At 35.7% G+C, this 17,668-nt stretch carries 20 protein-coding genes and 2 pseudogenes; 4 read left to right on the top strand and 18 right to left on the bottom strand.

The window, feature by feature from the left end; translation table 11 throughout:
- Positions 1-4: 4 nt before the first annotated feature.
- The 9 genes and pseudogenes from JMM81_RS15315 to JMM81_RS15280 all read right to left on the bottom strand — a co-directional run bounded on the left by JMM81_RS15315 (position 5) and on the right by JMM81_RS15280 (position 7,183).
- Positions 5-820 (bottom strand): alpha/beta fold hydrolase, encoded by an 816-nt coding sequence (locus tag JMM81_RS15315; RefSeq protein ID WP_256242432.1) that lies wholly within the window; start codon positions 818-820, stop codon positions 5-7.
- Positions 821-1,250: 430 nt separating this feature from the next.
- Positions 1,251-1,403 carry an IclR family transcriptional regulator domain-containing protein gene (locus JMM81_RS23130; RefSeq protein WP_375162398.1) on the bottom strand — a complete coding sequence of 51 codons (153 nt, stop codon included), beginning with the start codon at positions 1,401-1,403 and terminating at the stop codon, positions 1,251-1,253.
- Positions 1,404-1,421: 18 nt separating this feature from the next.
- Positions 1,422-1,550, bottom strand: coding sequence for a helix-turn-helix domain-containing protein (locus tag JMM81_RS15310; RefSeq protein WP_256242431.1), 129 nt, complete (start codon positions 1,548-1,550; stop codon positions 1,422-1,424).
- A gap of 912 nt (positions 1,551-2,462) precedes the next feature.
- A complete protein-coding gene (locus JMM81_RS15305) occupies positions 2,463-2,918 on the bottom strand; it encodes a GlcG/HbpS family heme-binding protein (RefSeq protein ID WP_256242430.1) in 456 nt (151 codons plus the stop codon).
- Positions 2,918-3,237: pseudogene (locus JMM81_RS15300) on the bottom strand (2Fe-2S iron-sulfur cluster-binding protein). Before JMM81_RS15300 ends, JMM81_RS15305 begins: the two are co-directional and overlap by 1 nt.
- A 295-nt stretch (positions 3,238-3,532) precedes the next feature.
- Complete coding sequence (locus JMM81_RS15295) at positions 3,533-3,952, bottom strand: universal stress protein (RefSeq protein WP_256242429.1); 420 nt, start codon at positions 3,950-3,952, stop codon at positions 3,533-3,535.
- Positions 3,953-4,167: 215 nt separating this feature from the next.
- The gene (locus JMM81_RS15290) at positions 4,168-5,184 is read right to left on the bottom strand and encodes a hypothetical protein (protein ID WP_256242428.1); all 1,017 of its coding nucleotides are present in this window, start codon (positions 5,182-5,184) and stop codon (positions 4,168-4,170) included.
- 193 nt (positions 5,185-5,377) lie between these two features.
- On the bottom strand, positions 5,378-6,535 hold the full coding sequence (locus tag JMM81_RS15285) for a toxic anion resistance protein (RefSeq protein ID WP_256242427.1): 1,158 nt from the start codon (positions 6,533-6,535) through the stop codon (positions 5,378-5,380).
- A 3-nt stretch (positions 6,536-6,538) separates the two neighbouring features.
- Complete coding sequence (locus JMM81_RS15280; RefSeq protein WP_256242426.1) at positions 6,539-7,183, bottom strand: 5-bromo-4-chloroindolyl phosphate hydrolysis family protein; 645 nt, start codon at positions 7,181-7,183, stop codon at positions 6,539-6,541.
- Between the two features lie 403 nt (positions 7,184-7,586).
- On the opposite strand from JMM81_RS15280, the gene JMM81_RS15275 reads away from it, so the two are divergent.
- Entirely contained in the window at positions 7,587-8,006 is a 420-nt protein-coding gene (locus JMM81_RS15275) for a hypothetical protein (RefSeq protein ID WP_256242425.1), read from the top strand.
- Positions 8,007-8,123: 117 nt separating this feature from the next.
- Here JMM81_RS15275 and JMM81_RS15270 read toward each other — a convergent pair whose 3' ends face one another.
- The 7 genes from JMM81_RS15270 to JMM81_RS15240 all read right to left on the bottom strand — a co-directional run bounded on the left by JMM81_RS15270 (position 8,124) and on the right by JMM81_RS15240 (position 13,665).
- Positions 8,124-8,867 carry a sirohydrochlorin chelatase gene (locus JMM81_RS15270; protein ID WP_256242424.1) on the bottom strand — a complete coding sequence of 248 codons (744 nt, stop codon included), beginning with the start codon at positions 8,865-8,867 and terminating at the stop codon, positions 8,124-8,126.
- A gap of 181 nt (positions 8,868-9,048) precedes the next feature.
- The gene (gene cysC, locus JMM81_RS15265; RefSeq protein ID WP_256242423.1) at positions 9,049-9,648 is read right to left on the bottom strand and encodes an adenylyl-sulfate kinase; all 600 of its coding nucleotides are present in this window, start codon (positions 9,646-9,648) and stop codon (positions 9,049-9,051) included.
- Positions 9,649-9,667: 19 nt separating this feature from the next.
- A complete protein-coding gene (gene sat / locus JMM81_RS15260; protein ID WP_256242422.1) occupies positions 9,668-10,816 on the bottom strand; it encodes a sulfate adenylyltransferase in 1,149 nt (382 codons plus the stop codon).
- Between the two features lie 51 nt (positions 10,817-10,867).
- Positions 10,868-11,947, bottom strand: coding sequence for a sulfate permease (locus JMM81_RS15255; protein WP_305367818.1), 1,080 nt, complete (start codon positions 11,945-11,947; stop codon positions 10,868-10,870).
- Between the two features lie 85 nt (positions 11,948-12,032).
- Positions 12,033-12,746 carry a phosphoadenylyl-sulfate reductase gene (locus JMM81_RS15250; RefSeq protein ID WP_256242421.1) on the bottom strand — a complete coding sequence of 238 codons (714 nt, stop codon included), beginning with the start codon at positions 12,744-12,746 and terminating at the stop codon, positions 12,033-12,035.
- A 230-nt stretch (positions 12,747-12,976) separates the two neighbouring features.
- Positions 12,977-13,093, bottom strand: coding sequence for a YezD family protein (locus JMM81_RS15245; RefSeq protein ID WP_256242468.1), 117 nt, complete (start codon positions 13,091-13,093; stop codon positions 12,977-12,979).
- A 392-nt stretch (positions 13,094-13,485) separates the two neighbouring features.
- Entirely contained in the window at positions 13,486-13,665 is a 180-nt protein-coding gene (locus JMM81_RS15240; RefSeq protein ID WP_256242420.1) for an H-type small acid-soluble spore protein, read from the bottom strand.
- 146 nt (positions 13,666-13,811) lie between these two features.
- Here JMM81_RS15240 and JMM81_RS15235 point away from each other — a divergent pair, with 146 nt between their 5' ends.
- The gene (locus JMM81_RS15235; RefSeq protein ID WP_256242419.1) at positions 13,812-14,441 is read left to right on the top strand and encodes a LysE family translocator; all 630 of its coding nucleotides are present in this window, start codon (positions 13,812-13,814) and stop codon (positions 14,439-14,441) included.
- Positions 14,442-14,601: 160 nt separating this feature from the next.
- Positions 14,602-14,817 carry a hypothetical protein gene (locus JMM81_RS15230; protein ID WP_256242418.1) on the top strand — a complete coding sequence of 72 codons (216 nt, stop codon included), beginning with the start codon at positions 14,602-14,604 and terminating at the stop codon, positions 14,815-14,817.
- Positions 14,818-14,956: 139 nt separating this feature from the next.
- Here JMM81_RS15230 and JMM81_RS15225 read toward each other — a convergent pair whose 3' ends face one another.
- Complete coding sequence (locus tag JMM81_RS15225; protein ID WP_256242417.1) at positions 14,957-15,439, bottom strand: CBO0543 family protein; 483 nt, start codon at positions 15,437-15,439, stop codon at positions 14,957-14,959.
- A 101-nt stretch (positions 15,440-15,540) separates the two neighbouring features.
- On the opposite strand from JMM81_RS15225, the pseudogene JMM81_RS15220 reads away from it, so the two are divergent.
- Positions 15,541-16,026: pseudogene (locus JMM81_RS15220) on the top strand (DUF3898 domain-containing protein); the annotation flags it as partial.
- 130 nt (positions 16,027-16,156) lie between these two features.
- Here JMM81_RS15220 and JMM81_RS15215 read toward each other — a convergent pair.
- The gene (locus JMM81_RS15215; RefSeq protein WP_256242416.1) at positions 16,157-17,668 is read right to left on the bottom strand and encodes a sodium:solute symporter family protein; all 1,512 of its coding nucleotides are present in this window, start codon (positions 17,666-17,668) and stop codon (positions 16,157-16,159) included.

The raw sequence follows: 17,668 nt of genomic DNA, 5'->3' as shown, positions 1-17,668 counted from the left end.
TTTATCATTTCAAAAATTCAACCACTTGTGCAGCAAACTCTTCTGTTTTTTCAATTTGTACCCAGTGACCACATTCAGGGAATACAACAAGTTGAGCATTTGGAAGTGCTCGAGCTAACTTAAAGCTTGTCTCTTCTAATGGAATAACTTGATCATCTCTACCATGAATCACTAACGCTGGAAACTGAATATTTTGCAGTTGATCGATGGTTAAAGCCATTGCACTAACATGTCTTTGTCTTGGCTCTGGGAACATAGCGGAAAATGACTCTTGGAAGCCTTCTTGCATACTGGATTGATAACGCATCTCCACTAAGTCACCATTTTCGGCCATACTTTGATCATAAGCAAAAAGTTTAATGAGATTTTTCATATTTTCAAAGCTTGGTGTATAACCCCAAACCTTATCCAATCCATCTGCAATATAATGATCTGTTCCCATACTACCCATCATAATTAATTTATTGATAAGATCTGGACGACGTTTCGCCATATGTAAAGCAATCGCTCCACCAAAAGAGTTACCGATAATGGATACTTTTTTCTTAATAACCGTATCGATAAAATTAATCATATGTTCTGCCCAAACATCTATAGAATATTGAATATCTTCTGGTCTATCTGTGTAACCAAATCCAACAACATCTGGTGCATAAAGGTGGTATTGCTTAGAAAGTATAGGAAAAACTAAACGCCAGTTAGCCCATGCTGAAACCCCTGGTCCTGATCCATGAATGAGAAGCACTGGTTCTCCTTGTCCATCTTCATGATAATGCGTATTAATCCCTTGTACGTCAACGTATTTACCCTTTTCTACCATTTTAAAATCCCCTCTCATTTTGCTTTAGATTTAATAAATCCATATAATTAATTCGGCCTTGTTAACCTTTTGATTAAAAGGGATCGTGCTGGACTTTTAAGATTAGCACATTAAACATACATGATCGGTTCCAACAAAATCATTAACGAAGCCGCGAATTAAAATAAGTCATTTTTTCATTACTTATTTACTCATATAACTAATATTTGTATCTATAGAATTAATTATTCGACATATATTCGATAAATTCCTTCATTTTTTTCAAATTTTCGTCAAAAAATTTATATTTTAGATTCCCATAGCCTTTTTAATATTTGTTTTGCATCTATACTTCAAATCATAAATCAAACTAAGTTGATATCTTTTTCGCTGTTAATAAAATTTGGGAAAGGTAGTTTTCTTTCTGACTATGAATCCGATGTTCGGGACCCTATATACTTATAGCCGCTACAATATTCCCTAAAAAATCTTTCAAGGGGACCGCCACGCAATATAAACCCACTTCAAATTCTTCATGATCAATTGAATAACCTTGTTTGGCAATCTTTTTTAGTTCAATGATAAATTGGTCATGATGGGTAATCGTAATTTAATGTCCTCATCAGATCAGATGATGAACTGTACTTTTATTCATGTTTAATAACGAGGCAATTTCTGAAACTCCTACTTCAGGGTTTTCCGCTGTAAAGCAGTCGATAATTCTTATAGCATTGTTAACAGAATTAATCATATAAACACCTCAACCGTTATTTTCATAAAATTACTGACGAAGCTATTTAAATACAGATAAAATCTAGTTACTATGTACTTTCGAACCTTCCACGATCATCTAACACAAATGACTATAGTATTAGATGGTTCGTAAATAAAAGTTATCCATAGAGATATAAAACTTTGTTATATTAAAATAACTCTACTGCTATTATAGTATTTCAAATCATGAAATTTATCAAGAGGAATAACGATTTATCACTACAATAAAAATCAGCAGTCCACTGAATAGTTTTTAAACTAAACTGGACTGCTGATTTTGTAAGCTCAACCAAAAAATTAAATTGATTTTGGTTGACTCATTCCCCCTATCCATTTTTCTTATCATAGAATAGCAGCTGAAAATCCTATTTAATCCCTCCATTATCTCGTATATAATTCGCCATTATTGACTAATGTATCAATCCGGCCCCACTTAGATTGAATCATTTTAATTGCAGACTGAATCTGATCAATATTCGTACTATCTACGGTCAAAAATAAAGATCATTTATCAAATTCGCCCCGCCGAATTTGCGCCCGGATTTTTATCGAGCTCGCTCGATCAATGACCTTTAAAAAATCCGAGGCATCCGCCGGAGGCTTAACTTCATTCAATCGGGGTTTGAACCCCCACTGAATCAGAGAGCTTTTTGCATTCATCCCCCACTTACAGAAGTGGAGGACTTCTGCTGAATGAAGTTAAAATTTATAAAGCAAACAAAATCTTTTTTTAGAATTACAACATAGGAAAAGGAAGAAGCAATTATTGTCTCTGGCCAAAATCTACAAGCATAGAAAGTTGACTAGCAATATATTTCTTCTTCCTTATTAAATCTATTATTTTCTTCATCTATTAACTACTTTAGTGAATATCATATAGAATTTCGTATCAGTTTTTGCTCAATACTTTAGAATACTGTTCGAAGACTTCAAGTCCTGCTTCGGCACATTGAACGTCTTCTTCAGCAGAGCCACCAGAGACACCAATTCCTCCAACAATGATATTATTGTGTTTAAGCGGAATTCCACCACCAAAAACAACTAGTTTATTTGTATGAACAATTCCAGTTAATAAAGCTGGTTCATCTTTAATCATTGGATACCATTCATGAGTAGGTGTTCCAAAAGCCGCAGCTGTGTACGCCTTATTTTGAGCAATTTCAATACTAAGCAATGCCGCTTCATCCATTCGAATGAATGCTTTTAAATTAGCTCCTTCATCTACAACAGCAGCGTTTATTTTAATTCCTAGTTCTTCCGCTTTACTTGTAATTGCACCTAGTACTTTCAAAGCTAATGATTGTGTTAACGCATATTTTTGATAAATCATATCAGAACTCATCATTATTTCACCTCTTCCAAACTAGATTCTTTTAATTGTTTTTCATAATCTTCAACTGTGATAATTTCAAGATCACTTTTAGCTGTCATACAACATGCTAGCGCAAAACCATTCTCTAAATCTTCATCAGATAAATCGTCATGTGAACGAACTAATTCTTGATCATATTCTCCACCAAGCACCTTCACCTTACACATCCGCCTCGTGTACATCCTGCTGGAATTGGAATAAATTGCTTAACTGCTGCTGCTAATGGCGTTTCAGTGGGTCCACAAGGATACTCAAACTGTTGACCTCTTGCTTTTAGTGTAACTTTATACACGCTATCCCTCCTTTAGTCTATTTACGTAACTTTATGAACTAAATCGCAGATCAAGTCAACGCTTTAAGAAAGCGGTTACATTTACGTTTTTATTTAAAACCTATTATGAACGACAACTAATATAAATGAATCTGTTTAAAACAAAACTCAATTACTACGAAATATTGTTATTAACCTATTACTATTTATAATGTATATTATAAATAGTAACCTTGTTTATGTAAAACTTTTTTTTCATTATATGAAACTTTAAATAAGTATTTTACGAAATATTTAACCGCTTTTCCACTTATGTTTACTTAACAATCATGACTGGGCACTGCACACGTTTAGCTACTTTATGGCTCACACTTCCTAACACCATTTCTTGAAGGGAATTTAACCCCCTGCTTCCAATTACCACAACATCAAATGGCTGATTATTGGCATATGAAACAATCGTTGGGCCGGGTTCACCATGTAGAATAGTAGACTTGCTCTTGACTCCAGCAGCCTTGAGTTTTCCCTCTGTTAATTGGATACGCTTTTTTCTCTCTTGCTCAATTGTTACAGAATTCATGTTTTGTAATGTATCCCTTTTAGACGTTTCAAAATCAACCACATAGATAATTTCAATTAATGCATCATTTGATGTTGACGCTAATTTGATTGCCTGATCTGCTGCTCGTAATGAATTATTAGATCCATCTGTCGCTAATAAAATATGATTATACATGAATGATTCATACCTCCTAGATTTCTTGTATTCAGATAATGCCTTCCTCTTCATTATATAATATTTAAAGTTAGCTAGCATCTTCTATATATTATTTCTCAGTTAGCTAGCATCTTCTATATATTATTTCTCAATAAGTTTTCATATAAAAAACACGTCGCTTACCAACGTGTTTTTTATATCCTGTATCACATTCTGAAGATAGACATTTGTCGTTACACACCTTCTGATAGAACGGATGCTTGTTTTAAGCGATTGATCCATTCTGTCTTGTAAGCCTCGTCCATGGGTGGACCTAGGATTGTGTAGCGAATAAGAAATAGATGGTCGTTGTAAGCAAAGATGCGAGCAATTTCATGTTGGTCCAGTTCATTCGGATCATTCCCAATCGCAAATTCGTACACGGCATCGCTTTCCGTTAATTCTACTGTCTCAAAAGTAATATCTCCTGTTACGGAAGCTCTTAGAGTTTCTTCCATACTCGCTACATAGTTTTCAACACCTATATTTGTATAACCATCTTCAAAGAAGTGAATAGAAAACAATTCGCTCCACCTATCAATGGTCTCTCCCGCTAATATAAACTCGGCTAATGCATAACCTGCCTCCTCTCCATAATAGGCTTCTTGCCACTGGCGAGTATCAATAAAAAAATTCAACTGCTCCATAATCCCTCTATATACATAGTCAGTGGTTCCTCCCACCTCGATACTTTCATCCATTGGAAAGCCAAACTCATCTAAATACACTGTCGTTTCGACAACAGTTGAAACGATTTTCCATTCGCCATTTTCCGGACGTAACGTATGAACACCTGTTAGTTCATTATTTTTAAATTCTGGGCCAACTAACTTGATTGTCCTTTGTGTGTATACAACTTTTGCCATTTTTTCCGTTTTTTCGATCACCTCTGTTTCGACTAATTCCATGTTTAACGTATATAAGTCCATCAGATATTTAACATCACTTTCAGTCGCATCATATGCTGGAGATTGAGAGTGGATTGTTTTCATATGTGCTTTGAGATCTTTATCATGGAAAGTGTCAATATTTGCTTGCAAAACAGCGATTAATTCTTCATCAGTCGGAATCTCTTTTGTTTCTCTCTCTACTTCTTTTTTTTCTTCCACTACTGTGCTTTTTTTTACTACTTCTTCCTTTTGCATACAACTAGTAAGCATCAGCATGATCATAAAAAAAAGCAGCCCACCGAATATCTTTGAAGCCTTCATTTCTCTCCCCCTCTGATGTACAACATACAGACCAAAAAGAAAGCAAAAAATCTTCATTGTTGCATTATATTTCGACAGAGCTCATCCTAATCCTAAAATCTAAACCAAACAAAAAGCACACCTGCATGATGACAGGCGTGCTCCACAAAACAATCCATCCATTTTATTGTCAGACACTGGTTTTGATGCTTGATTAACCTTTTAAATTCAATAGTTTTTGTTTTAATTCATTTTCCATCGAGATTAATTCTTGTTCAGCTTGTCGGCGTTTTGTTCGGCCATCTGCTTGAATGCGAAGTGTTTCTTCCAAGGTTGAAACCAAGTTTTCTTGGGTTTTCTTTAACGTTTCAATATCAACAATTCCTCGTTCATTTTCTTTCGCTGTTTCAATCGTATTTGTTTTTAACATTTCCGCATTCTTTAACAATAAATTATTCGTTGTTTTCGATACTTGTTTTTGGGCTTCAACCGCAGAACGCTGGCGAATTAAAGTAAGCGCAATCGCAATTTGATTTTTCCAAAGTGGAATCGCCGTCATGATCGAAGATTGGATTTTTTCGACTAATGCTTGATTTGTGTTTTGAATCAGCCTAATTTGCGGTGCACTTTGTGTTGTGATTTGACGACTGAGCTTTAAATCATACATACGTTTTTCGAGACGGTCAGCAAATTGCATCATATCATTCACATCTTGAAAATCCATTTGATCTTGACTCTTTTCAGCCTTTTGCTTTAACTCTGGAATCGTCACTGTTTGTAATTCCTCAAGCTTTATTTCACCCGCAGCAATATAAACATTTAAAGCGAGAAAATACTCTTTATTATTTTCATACAATTGTTCAAGCATCATATTATCGGTCATTAACGCTTTTTTACAATGATCTAGCTTGACCGTAATTCGATCAATTTGCGCTCCTGTTTTCTGATATTTTGATAATATTTCATTAACCGAACTGGAGATTTTTCCAAATAATCTTGAGAAGAAATTACGTTTCTCTGGAACAAGTTCATCTGGATTTACCTGCTCTAGTTTTTTCATTAAATCCCCTAAAATATCCCCAATTTCACCGACATCTTTATTTTGGACATGTTCAAGCATCGAATGGGAAAAGTTCAATAGCTTTGATTGTGCTTGTGTCCCGTAAAGAGTAATGGCTTGATGATTTCGCGGATCAATTTGCTGAGCCAACCCATGCGCTTTCTGCTTATTTTCTTCCGTTAAGGTATCTATCACTCTCATCGGTCTTTCCTGTTCTTTTTGTAGTGAGGCTGTTTGGTTTGTTATATCCAATTCACCAAAAGGATTGTCCAATAAGTCATCTATTTCAGAAATTGGCTTTCGTTCCGTCACGTTTCATCGCCCCCTGTTATCTTTCTCAATTGGATTTTTACTAATCTGCTTCTTAGCAACATCCAACTCAAATTGTAAATGATCAATATCATCTTCTAGTATCGTGTACAAATCTTTCTCTAAAGAGTTATTCAGTTTATTCATCATGATCCGAGTTTCATTTAAAGAATGGGTAAGTTCAGCTGTTTTAGCTGGTTGAGCATGTAAAAGAGCATATTTTTCCGTTAATTCTACAATCGAATCAAGGTTCGTAAAGTAAAAACGCTCTGCCTGATAAAAACGCTTCGGTTCTTTTTTCGTAATCATGTAGATTTTGTTAACTACACGAAGCATTTCAAAGTTTTGTTTCATATTTGTCAGACTTCTCACACGAAATAATGCTTTTTGCAACCGATGAATTTTCAACTTGGCTTCTTTTAAGTTTTTCTTAATATATTGATATTCTCTTCGGGACAGTCCGTTTTCACGTAAAAGCTGAGAACTATTTAGCCATTTTAGGAACAAGTAAATCGCAGACCCACTCAAAAATCCTACTAATAATGAAAATAGGAAGGTTTGATCAAACGCAAGAAAACTAATCAACCATACAAAAACAGAAGTGGAGGCAGCAGCAAATGAGCGAAACAAAAAGTGAAGAAATGATTTCATAATAATCGACTCCTGTCTATCATTCTTGAAGTACTATTTAAAACAATTAGCAAATGGTTTTTAATAAACGTAATCAAATCGTGATCCTTTTTTATACGAAAAAAAAGAAAGAAAGTTTCATTTTCATTTTAAGCGACCTTCTTCATAATTGCTACCTGTTTGCAAAGATTTGGATACTAAGAAGTATTCGATACTACGTCTAGAGGCTGAATTTATTTGAATCCCTACAAATCACCACATTTCCACTCATAGAAAACGAAGCGAACCATCGTTCTATTCTTACAGTACAAAAAATGTTTTTATACAGTTTTCGACTGTTACAATACAATGTTCCAATTATAGGTATAATTATTGGAAATTAAATGGAAACTAAGGTAGAAATCTACATATAGGGGACAACATCATGAGGATTATCGCAGGATTATTTTCCATTCTAATGCCCGGATTTGGACAAATGTATAATAAGCAGTTTCTAAAGGGGGTTGTCTTACTAGCCATTGAACATTACAATAATATAACAGCAAACATAAACAAAGCCATTTTCCTTGATTTTAATGGCTATCATCAGCAAGCAATAGAAGTTACGAATTTCGGATATTTATTATTTTATCCCGGTTTTTATGTATATACCGTATGGGATGCTTGGTATCATGCAAAGACTGGGGTCAATAAAATGACATCCGCTATTCCTTTTATCATTGCTGGTTTTATCGGAGAATTTGGGACGATATTTGCCCCGAAAATACCCTTTCCAACTTTAACAGTCGGGCTTAGTATGATTATTCCGATGATTCTAGGTATGATAATTTTTAGGAATTATTAAATAATTATACAATTTCTAATTAAAATGAAAGCAATCGCAAAATACCGATTGCTTTCATTTTAATGTTTTATCTATATGCAAAACAACTAACCATTAGAAATTATCCTTATTTATGCTTCAACTATTATGTAATTCTATAATTTGCTCATGGATTATTTCTTCAATAATGGGATGATACCCTAAATAAGGACATAGGATAAACTCAGTAACATGATCCTCGCTTATTTCTTCTAATGATTTTTCTATTTTCTTCATTAATATTCCGGTAAAAAAGAGATAAGGAATCACAAAGACTTGTCCCGAACCAGACTGTTTTACCCATTCTAACCCCTCCTGAAAACTTGGTTCAGCAGCAGTTAAAAAACAAACTTCCACCCGCTTGATGACTGATCGTTTCTCTAATAAATTACCGATTATCGTTAAATCTCTTTTTACATCCGGGTCACTACTCCCCCGTCCTACTAATAATACGGTTGCATCATCCTTTAATGGAATACTGGTCTCAGCTATTACTTCTAATAAAAGATCAACCATTTTCTCATTTACTCCAATTGGTTTCCCAAACTTCACTTCTACATAAGGAAAATCCAATTGCAGTTTAGTAAGTTCCTCTGGAATATCTTCTTTCGCATGTGCTGCAGTCAAAAGTAGAATAGGAATAGCTATAATCTTGGTTGCTCCTTTTTTCACACAGCGTTCAAAGCTTTCCGCGATCGTTGGCTCGGACAACTCAAGAAAGCCAATTTCCTGAATGGGAGAATCTACTTTTTTCATTACCTGGTGTATAAAAGAAACCGCTTGCTCACTTGCTTCACTTACTCGACTACCATGACAAATATACAAAATGGCTTCCTTTGTCACTATCCCACCTCTTTTCAATCATGAAAGAAGGAAAAAGAGCAGATTTCATCAGCTCTTTTTCCTTCTTTTTACTTATTCAGTCCCCGCCTTTAACAACGATAGGAGCCTTTTATTCTTCCACTACTTCCAGTTTAGCTCTATTTCATTCTTTACAAATGAATGTTTTTTAAACCATTTATTCCTATATCAGAGCATTCTGTTTTAAATACTGAATGACTTGTTCTACGCTTTCTTCAATTGTCGTACGATCGGTTTCGATGACAATTTCAGGATTTTCTGGTTCTTCATAAGGTGAATTAATTCCTGTAAAGTCTTTGATCAACCCTTGTCTTGCTTTCACATAAAGCCCCTTCGGATCACGTTCTTCACAAGTATCAATGGAACATTTCACATAAACTTCAATAAATTCCTTTTCCTCTAACAAATCACGAACAAGCTTACGATCTGTTTGGAATGGTGAGATAAATGCTGTTAATACGACCTGCCCACTATCCACAAATAGCTTCGATACTTCACCAATTCTTCTAATATTTTCGGTACGGTCTTCTTCCGAAAATCCTAAATCCTTATTCAAACCATGTCGGACGTTATCACCATCTAATACATAGTTTCGGACATTATCACTGAATAGACGGCTCGCTAGCGCATTAGCGAGAGTTGATTTCCCTGAACCTGAGAGGCCAGTAAACCAAATGACAAAGCTATTATGTCCATTTTGCTTTCTGCGAGTTTCCTTTGTTAATGATTGTTCATGCCAAACGACATTTGTACTTTTTTTCAAGACAGACACCCCTTATTCTTTATGATTGGACAGCGTGACGCTTCAAACCTTCAATTAATACTTCAACAACCTCTTTACGACTAAACGTACTTGGTGGAATTTCCTCATTTCTCAACAACTCTCTTACCTTTGTTCCTGATAAAATCACGTGATGTTCTTTATCATGTGGACATGTCTTCGCAGATGCCATATTCTCGCACTTCGTGCAATAAAAACTATGTTCAAAGAATAAGAGTGTAATCCCTAACTCTTCTGTCGTAAACTGGCTAAAGATTTTTTGCGCGTCATATGTACCGTAATAGTTACCTACTCCGGCATGATCGCGGCCAACGATAAAATGAGTGCAGCCATAATTTTTTCGTACCATCGCATGGAAAATGGCTTCCCTTGGTCCTGCATAACGCATCGCTGCTGGAAATACTGCTAAGAATACACGATCAAGTGGATAGTAATTCTTAAGTAGTACTTGATAGCTTTCCATTCTCACATCTGCAGGGATATCATCTGATTTCGTTTCCCCAACGAGTGGATTTAAAAAGAGACCGTCTACCGTTTCGAGAGCTGTTTTTTGAATATATTCATGTGCACGGTGGACAGGATTTCTCGTTTGGAAACCAACAACAGTTTTCCACCCTTTTTCAAGAAATTCCTTTCTTGTTTCAGCTGGATCTAAATAAAAAGTGCTAAATTGTTCACGTTCAATTCGCTTAACAAGTGTTATGCTTCCACCAACGTATACTGTTCCACGATCAAAAAGTTTATTAACGCCAGGGTGCTCACGATCATTTGTTCCATAAACCAACTCGGCTTCTTTTTCTTTATCAGGCACATAAATATCAGATACTGTGATTACTCCATATGTTTTACCAGCAAAGTTTAAACTTACTTCATCACCAACAGAAATCGAACTTGCTTGCTCTTCAGAAATTGGTAGTGTAATTGGAATACTCCATACATGACCTGATGCAAGGCGCATGTTATTAACAACTGATTCATAATCCTTTTGGTTAAGAAAACCTTCAATCGGACTGTATGCTCCCGTTCCAATCAATTCTAAATCACTTAAACTAATAATATCTAACTCTAGAGATTTGTCGAGACCCGAAACGTCATATTGCTCATTCAAACGATTAATTAATGTTCCTCCATGCGGTGTACTTAATGCCATTTTAAATTCCTCCTAATTATAGTAAACCTATTATTTTAGTATGATTTATGGTTAAATTCCTTCACCACTATCATAATAAGAGCGATTTTCTTCTTTGATTGTTTTAATTAAACTTAACACGCCAAATGTAGCAGCACTTACACTCAATAATACAATAACCGTATATAAATCACTGGCAACAAATAACTTCACAAGACCGTAAGATATGACTAACGAAAAAACAGGTGAGACTAGCCACACTTTTACAATTTTGCTAATCACTTGTTTATTGACTTTGTTTTTACCCTTTTTAGCCATACCGATCCCCATAATTGCTGTACTAGTTACTTGGGTGAGCGGAACCGGAATACCGAATATTGATGCAGTAATGACAAGGGTGGAACCTATTCCTGAAATCGTTCCTCCTTCAATTAAACTGAACCTTGTAATCTTTTTTGCGTTTGTTTGAAGCACCCGACCACCAAGAAACATAGCACCGAAAGCAATACAAAAACCGCCAAGTACTGTCCCAGCATTCATCGAGATAAGATTTGCACCCACTAAAGGCCCTATTGCATTTCCGACATTATTCATACCAGCAGAAAAGGCTTCGAAAAAACCTACGATGATCACAAATACTGTGAGTACCTTTTGTGCCTTGTTCTCCTGTAGTTGTGGGTATTTATATTCCACTTTTGTAATGACCTTTCCTAGAATGAATGCCAATGTAAAAGCAACAACTGGCACAACCACCCAAAAAGAAATGATCACGAGAATATTATTAATATAGAGAGCCTGTTGAGCAATCCCAACACCCACAATAGCACCCACTGTAATTTCACTTGTTGAAAGGGGAATCCCTAGTAGATTTGCAATAAACAGCGAAATGGCTGATGCTGATAAAATAATTAAGACGATCTTTGCTGTTAATAATGTTTGCGGAATAATTCCCGAACCAATCGTTTTAACAACTTCGCTCCCACCAATGACAGCTCCTAAAAAGATGGCAATTCCGCATAAAAGTAAGGCTTTTTTTCTACTGTCTATTGCACCTGATCCATATGCTACACTAATCGATGCTGCGGCCCCACTTGCCCCAATATTCATGGCTAAAAAAAGTGCCACAATGCCTGCTAAGTATGTCAATGTCATATTTGGTTACCTCTTCTTCTCTAGCTCCAGCACCTACCCCCTCGAGATCACAAGACCGAGACTGGTCGAGGCACTGGTGCTTTTCTTATTCATGGAGTCCACATTCAACTTTAGTCGTTCCAGTCCATCGTCCAGATCGTAAATCATCTACATTTATCGCAGGTTTCGTACAAGGTTTACAACCAATACTTGGGAATCCATTATCATGTAATGTATTGTAATCAAGCTGCTGTTTATGTGCATACCGCCAAATATCCTTCCAACTCCAATGAATAAGGGGACAAATTTTGACGGATTTAAATCGATTATCCTTATTGATAAACTTGGTATTTTTGCGTGATTCAGACTGATCTCTTCTTAAACCTGACAACCACGCTGTAGCTCCTGATAGAACTTCATTTAACGGGAGGATTTTACGAATTTCACAGCATTGGTTTGGATTGCTTTTCCATAGCTCCTCACCATATTGTTTGGCTTGTTCCTCGAGTGTTAAGCTTGGTTTCTTCAGTTCAATTTGTAAAGAAGGATAACGCGCCTTAACTTTGTCAATCAATTCATACGTTTCGGAAAAATGAAGATCTGTATCTAGAAACACTATTTTTGCTTTCTCATTAACTTTGAAAATTAAATCAATCAACACAATCCCCTCGATGCCAAAGCTACACGCATAGACTAACTGTTCCCCATAGTGGGAATAACTCCATTTTAAAGCTTCAAGCGCTCCCTTTGTTTCATCTTCATGTGAAAATTCAATCAGTGAAGATTCATCGAAATTTTCATAGGTTAATAACTCTGTCATCACGATACCCCCAACAAACTATTTATCTGCGTTTTTACTGTTGTTTGATAGCCCTATTATATGAATAGAAGTGTCCAATTGGAACCATTCAAAAGCTAAACATACTTGTTTGGTCCCTGTTTTTTAACTGCGGCTTTTGTTTTAAGCTATCTTTTTTATTCAAAAAAACAGCTCTAACCGGATAATACATCTTTGGTTAAAACTGCCTCTAGTTTATCTAGTCAGCAATCCTATTTTATCCTTACCTTTTCAACTTTCTCTAATTGAATCACCTTGCCATCTTGCACAATAAGCGTAATCGATCCAAATTTCATTTGATGAAGCATTTGTTGCACTTGCTCAAACATTTTCTCATTTTCCTTTATCTCTACCAAACTAGCTCCTCCCTTCGATTAAAACGGAAACAGGTTAAAATTAATAACCGTTGCGAAAGAAAAAACTTCCACTTGGGAAAGATGGTTTAGATAAACCTTTTCACCTAATCTTCCAAGATGGTTACACATTTGTTGAATTTCATTAAGTCCATTCCCATTGGTGCTTTTGATAAGACTTATTTTTAAAAATTTTAACACAAATCAATCAAATGTCAATAAGTTTTTCTATGAACTTACTCGGAATTAAATTTCTATTTTATAATACCATAATTAACTAGCTTCATACATAGAAATTTGTAAAAAAAACGAAACAAAGAAGATCCTCCAAAATAGACTCCTCTTTGTTTCATTTTTTAATCAAATCGTTACCCTTCAGTCAATTCAGCGATAGGAACTGTTGTCCGTTCTTCTAGTGGTCCTCGTAGGTGAACGGTCACTGTTATTCCATCTTCGTTCAATTGATCAATCCAAACAGATGTGTCATGATATTTCACTTCAACATCAGATTTTGATGAAAGAATCTGTTTAACGCGATTGACATCCATTCTTTATCCCTCCTGTAATTGTCATCAATTTAGATTCTGCTTTTCAAGCCGTTCTTATTCTTGTTCACATCTGAAAAAGTAGTCGTATAACCTTGTCCAACTGAATACAATTTGTACAAGCATGTACTATCAAACGAGGTGAAATCATGGGGATATTTTTAAGTTATCTCTTTTTAGGACTTTCCTTAGCTGCTCCAATTGGTCCTATTAATGCAGCCCAGCTCGACAGAGGAATTAAAAATGGATTTATGCATTCTTGGATGGTTGGAGTAGGTGCCACGGTGGCCGACATGGTCTACATGATCGCTGTCTATATGGGGGTTGTTCAATTTCTCGAAATCCCCATTGTGAAAACGTTTCTATGGCTATTTGGTTTTTTTATCCTTGTTTACACAGGGGTTGAATGTATCGTTGGAGTTGGAAAAATGGTATCTGAATCACGAAAACAGAGAAGAGAATCGATCACGAAATCATTCCTATCTGGTTTCTTCATGTCATTATCAAATCCGTTAACCGTACTCTTCTGGCTTGGTATTTATGGATCTATCCTTGCCAAAACGGTCCATACATATGATACAAATCAGTTGCTATTGTACAGCAGCGCTATTTTTTCTGGGATTATTCTTTGGGACATAACGATGGCCCTACTCGCGAGCACTTTTCGTAAATATTTAACAACCACTATCCTTGCTTGGATTTCGATAGCCTCCGGTCTTTCTCTCATTGGATTCGGCCTTTATTTCGGGTACGAAGCCTTCGAAATATTATTTTTTTAAGAAAATGTATTTTTTTGAAAAAGAGCTGAAGAATAAATTAAGACTTGTCGTCTATAATACAAATAAATAGTTAAATCATGATCTTTCTTACAATTACAATCATTTATCATGATTCACTAAATGAAAATAATCAACCATGAACTACATAAGGAGGTATTTTATGGACCGCAATCAATTGGAACAATTAGGTGAGGAGTTAAGAGGAATTGGGCATAGAAGGCGAGAATTAGCGGAACAAATTTTCCAAGAAGTGCAAGAAGGAGATAATCAAGCTTCTAAAGAGTTATACCAAGAATTAAGTCATATCTCTAATCAAGCGATTGATATTATGACACGTCAAAAGAACATGTTTGATCAAGAAGTGCAAAGATTATAGTGAGAAATTTAGAGCCCTCATCTGGATGTGTAACATTTTCAAGTGACGGCTCTTTTTTACTGCCAATATATTGGACAATTTAGTCTATTTAAATATCCAACCTATTGGGAAGAATCACAAACTGGTCTTACATGTATGATTAGCTATCTGAACCTTCTTTAAAATACCATTGATGATAAACACGTGAAAGATAATTAAAGGTCCATAAAGTAGAAAAGGTCAAATACCAAGTCCAATTTTTATACTTAATGAGCCTTGTATACTTCAAAGCAATCATTTCAAAAAAGGTGATAATAGATGAGAATAAACAATAATAAAGGAATTTGAAGAGTTTACTTTTTTTATCAGGATAATACAAATTAAACAACACGCATATAGCAGGATAAATAAAAAATTCAAAGGTAAAGCTTGATCTGACGGCTTTTTTAAAGAACATTCGATAAGGATAAGAAATTAAATTCCTCTCAACCACCAGTAATCCAAAGAACCAAGTTAGAGCTTGTTTGAACGAAAATATAACCAAGGCTTCCCGAATTCTGTTTCTCGGAACAAATTTAATTAATAGGATAGACATAACGACCCAAGATGAAGTTTCAATTATTTTTTCAGTTTTATTGTTCATAATTGCTCACTCCTTACTTACAGTTAATCTGCTCCAAAATGACTTTTTTCATGTATGAAAGTCCTACTGCAATATAAGGTTCCTTCCTTAGTTACAATACCTATCATTCTTCCCATGCCCGCTACTTTGAGGACTTCTTAAAATTCGTCGAGTATGGGGAATCAATGCCTGAAATTGTCAAAACACAGGTCATTTCGATGGTACAGGAACATTTTTACGAAGAGTATACAGAAGAAAGCGAAGAACGAGAACAGTTTGATACAGAGATGGAAGTGTGGGCAACAAGCCCGAAACGGGAAATATAGGAACGACTCGACACCAATCAAGTCATGGAAGCAGCTGCTCAGATTATCGAGCATACACCTGAAATTTATTTGCGAATGAAGGCTGACCATATCTCAGTGAACGCCCTCCTTTCCGACTTTGGTGAAGCTATTCATATTGCAAAAGTAAACGGGCGCTATGTAACCGTGATTGAATCAGATTCAATCCTATTTGAAAAAGGTTTTTCACCGATTGAGTTTTTGAAACCTGATGAGTTGGAAGCGATGTTGGAGCGGATTCGGATGAAAAGAGTTGGAGAGTAAGGCGTTTATTAGGCAAAGAAATCATGTGACTACTGTTTTGAAAAAATAACGCCTTTCTTAATCTTGTTGAAAGGTTTCCTAATATAATCCCCCACTTCTCGACTCTCTAAAGTGGGGAATTATATTAAGTTTAAGATATTTTAGTCGTTCTAATTTCAGTGCTTTTTTTTGACTTTAAGTTATTTCTCATTTCTGATTGAATATAATCCATAAATTCATTTGCTTTATGAACAGGTGCTTTTGTGAATAGACTAACAACAATAAATAAAACAGTAGAAACGACTAAACCCCAAACACCAGAACCTAAACCAAAGGGTTTATATTTCATAAATTCCAAAGCTAAGACTAATATTCCAGCGACGACCACACTTGATATAACCCCGGCTGATGTTCCTTTTTTCCAAAAAAACGCTCCGAAAATAGCTGGGACTGCCACCGTTAATCCTGCGGATGATGCCACCGACAACACAGCGATTAAGTCTAATTGCATTTGAGCAAAAGCAAAGGCCATGATGGCAATCACCGGCATCACAAATTTACCTACTTTCAGCTGTTGTTTTTCACCCACACCGCTTTTCAAATTCCCATAAACATCACGGGCGAAAAGAGAAGATAGAGTCAACATAATTGAATCAATGGTTGAGATAGCTGCTGCGATAATTGCGATCATCACAATAATTCCAAGAACGGTCGGTACAAGATCTGATGACAATAAACTTGGGGTAGCAATATCAGGATTTTCAAGACCAGGGAACATGATTAAAGCTGAGAATCCCCATAAAACCGAAACCAATGTATAAATAAATCCAAATACTAAAAATCCCATTAACATCCCTCTTAAACTTTTTAACGAAGAAGGCATATATAGTCGCTGACTAACTTGTGGGTTTGATAGACTAAAGAATAACCAAGGAACTGTCATAGATATAAATGTTGCAATACTCCAAAACCCATTTCCTGGTACTGATAATGTTTCAGTATAGCCTAATTCTAAAGTACCAAAAAATTCATTAAATCCACCTAAACCTTGAATAATCAATATGACAACTGTCGTTGATGCGACAATCATCACCAATGCTTGCAAGGAATCTGTCCACATAACAGAACGAATTCCGGCGATAAACGAGAACACGATAGCAAAGATTGTTGCAATAATGACTCCGGTCGTAAAGGAAATCCCCCCATTTGTCATCCCTTCTACTAAGTAACCAACTCCGGCTAACTGAACCGCACTATAGGGAATAAGAAAAACACAACTGGCAATTGAGATAACAACAGCAACCATCTTATTGTCATAACGATCTCCTAACATTTCAGACGGAGTTACATAACCATATTTTTTCCCAACTAACCAAAATCTAGGTCCAAAGAAAGCAACAAGGGTGACTCCAGCAAAATAAATCATTTCAAACCCAAGTGCCCCTACGCCACCACGGTAGGTCAGTCCTGCCAATCCAACCATCATAAAAGCACTATAGGTGGTTGCACTGTAACTCAATGCGGATACAAACCCATTCATTTTGCGGTTGCCAAGAAAGTATCCTGACATGCTCGTTTCCTTTCCTTTTCGAGATAAGTAGGCAATATAAAGAGATATGACCGCATATATAGCAAACCCCAACCAGATTAAACGATTATCCAA

The organism is Bacillus sp. V3B (assembly GCF_024494465.1).
GTDB lineage: Bacteria > Bacillota > Bacilli > Bacillales > Cytobacillaceae > Bacillus_BD.
Note: the sequence above shows the minus strand (reverse complement) of the source record. Positions and strands in the feature narration are given on the sequence as shown.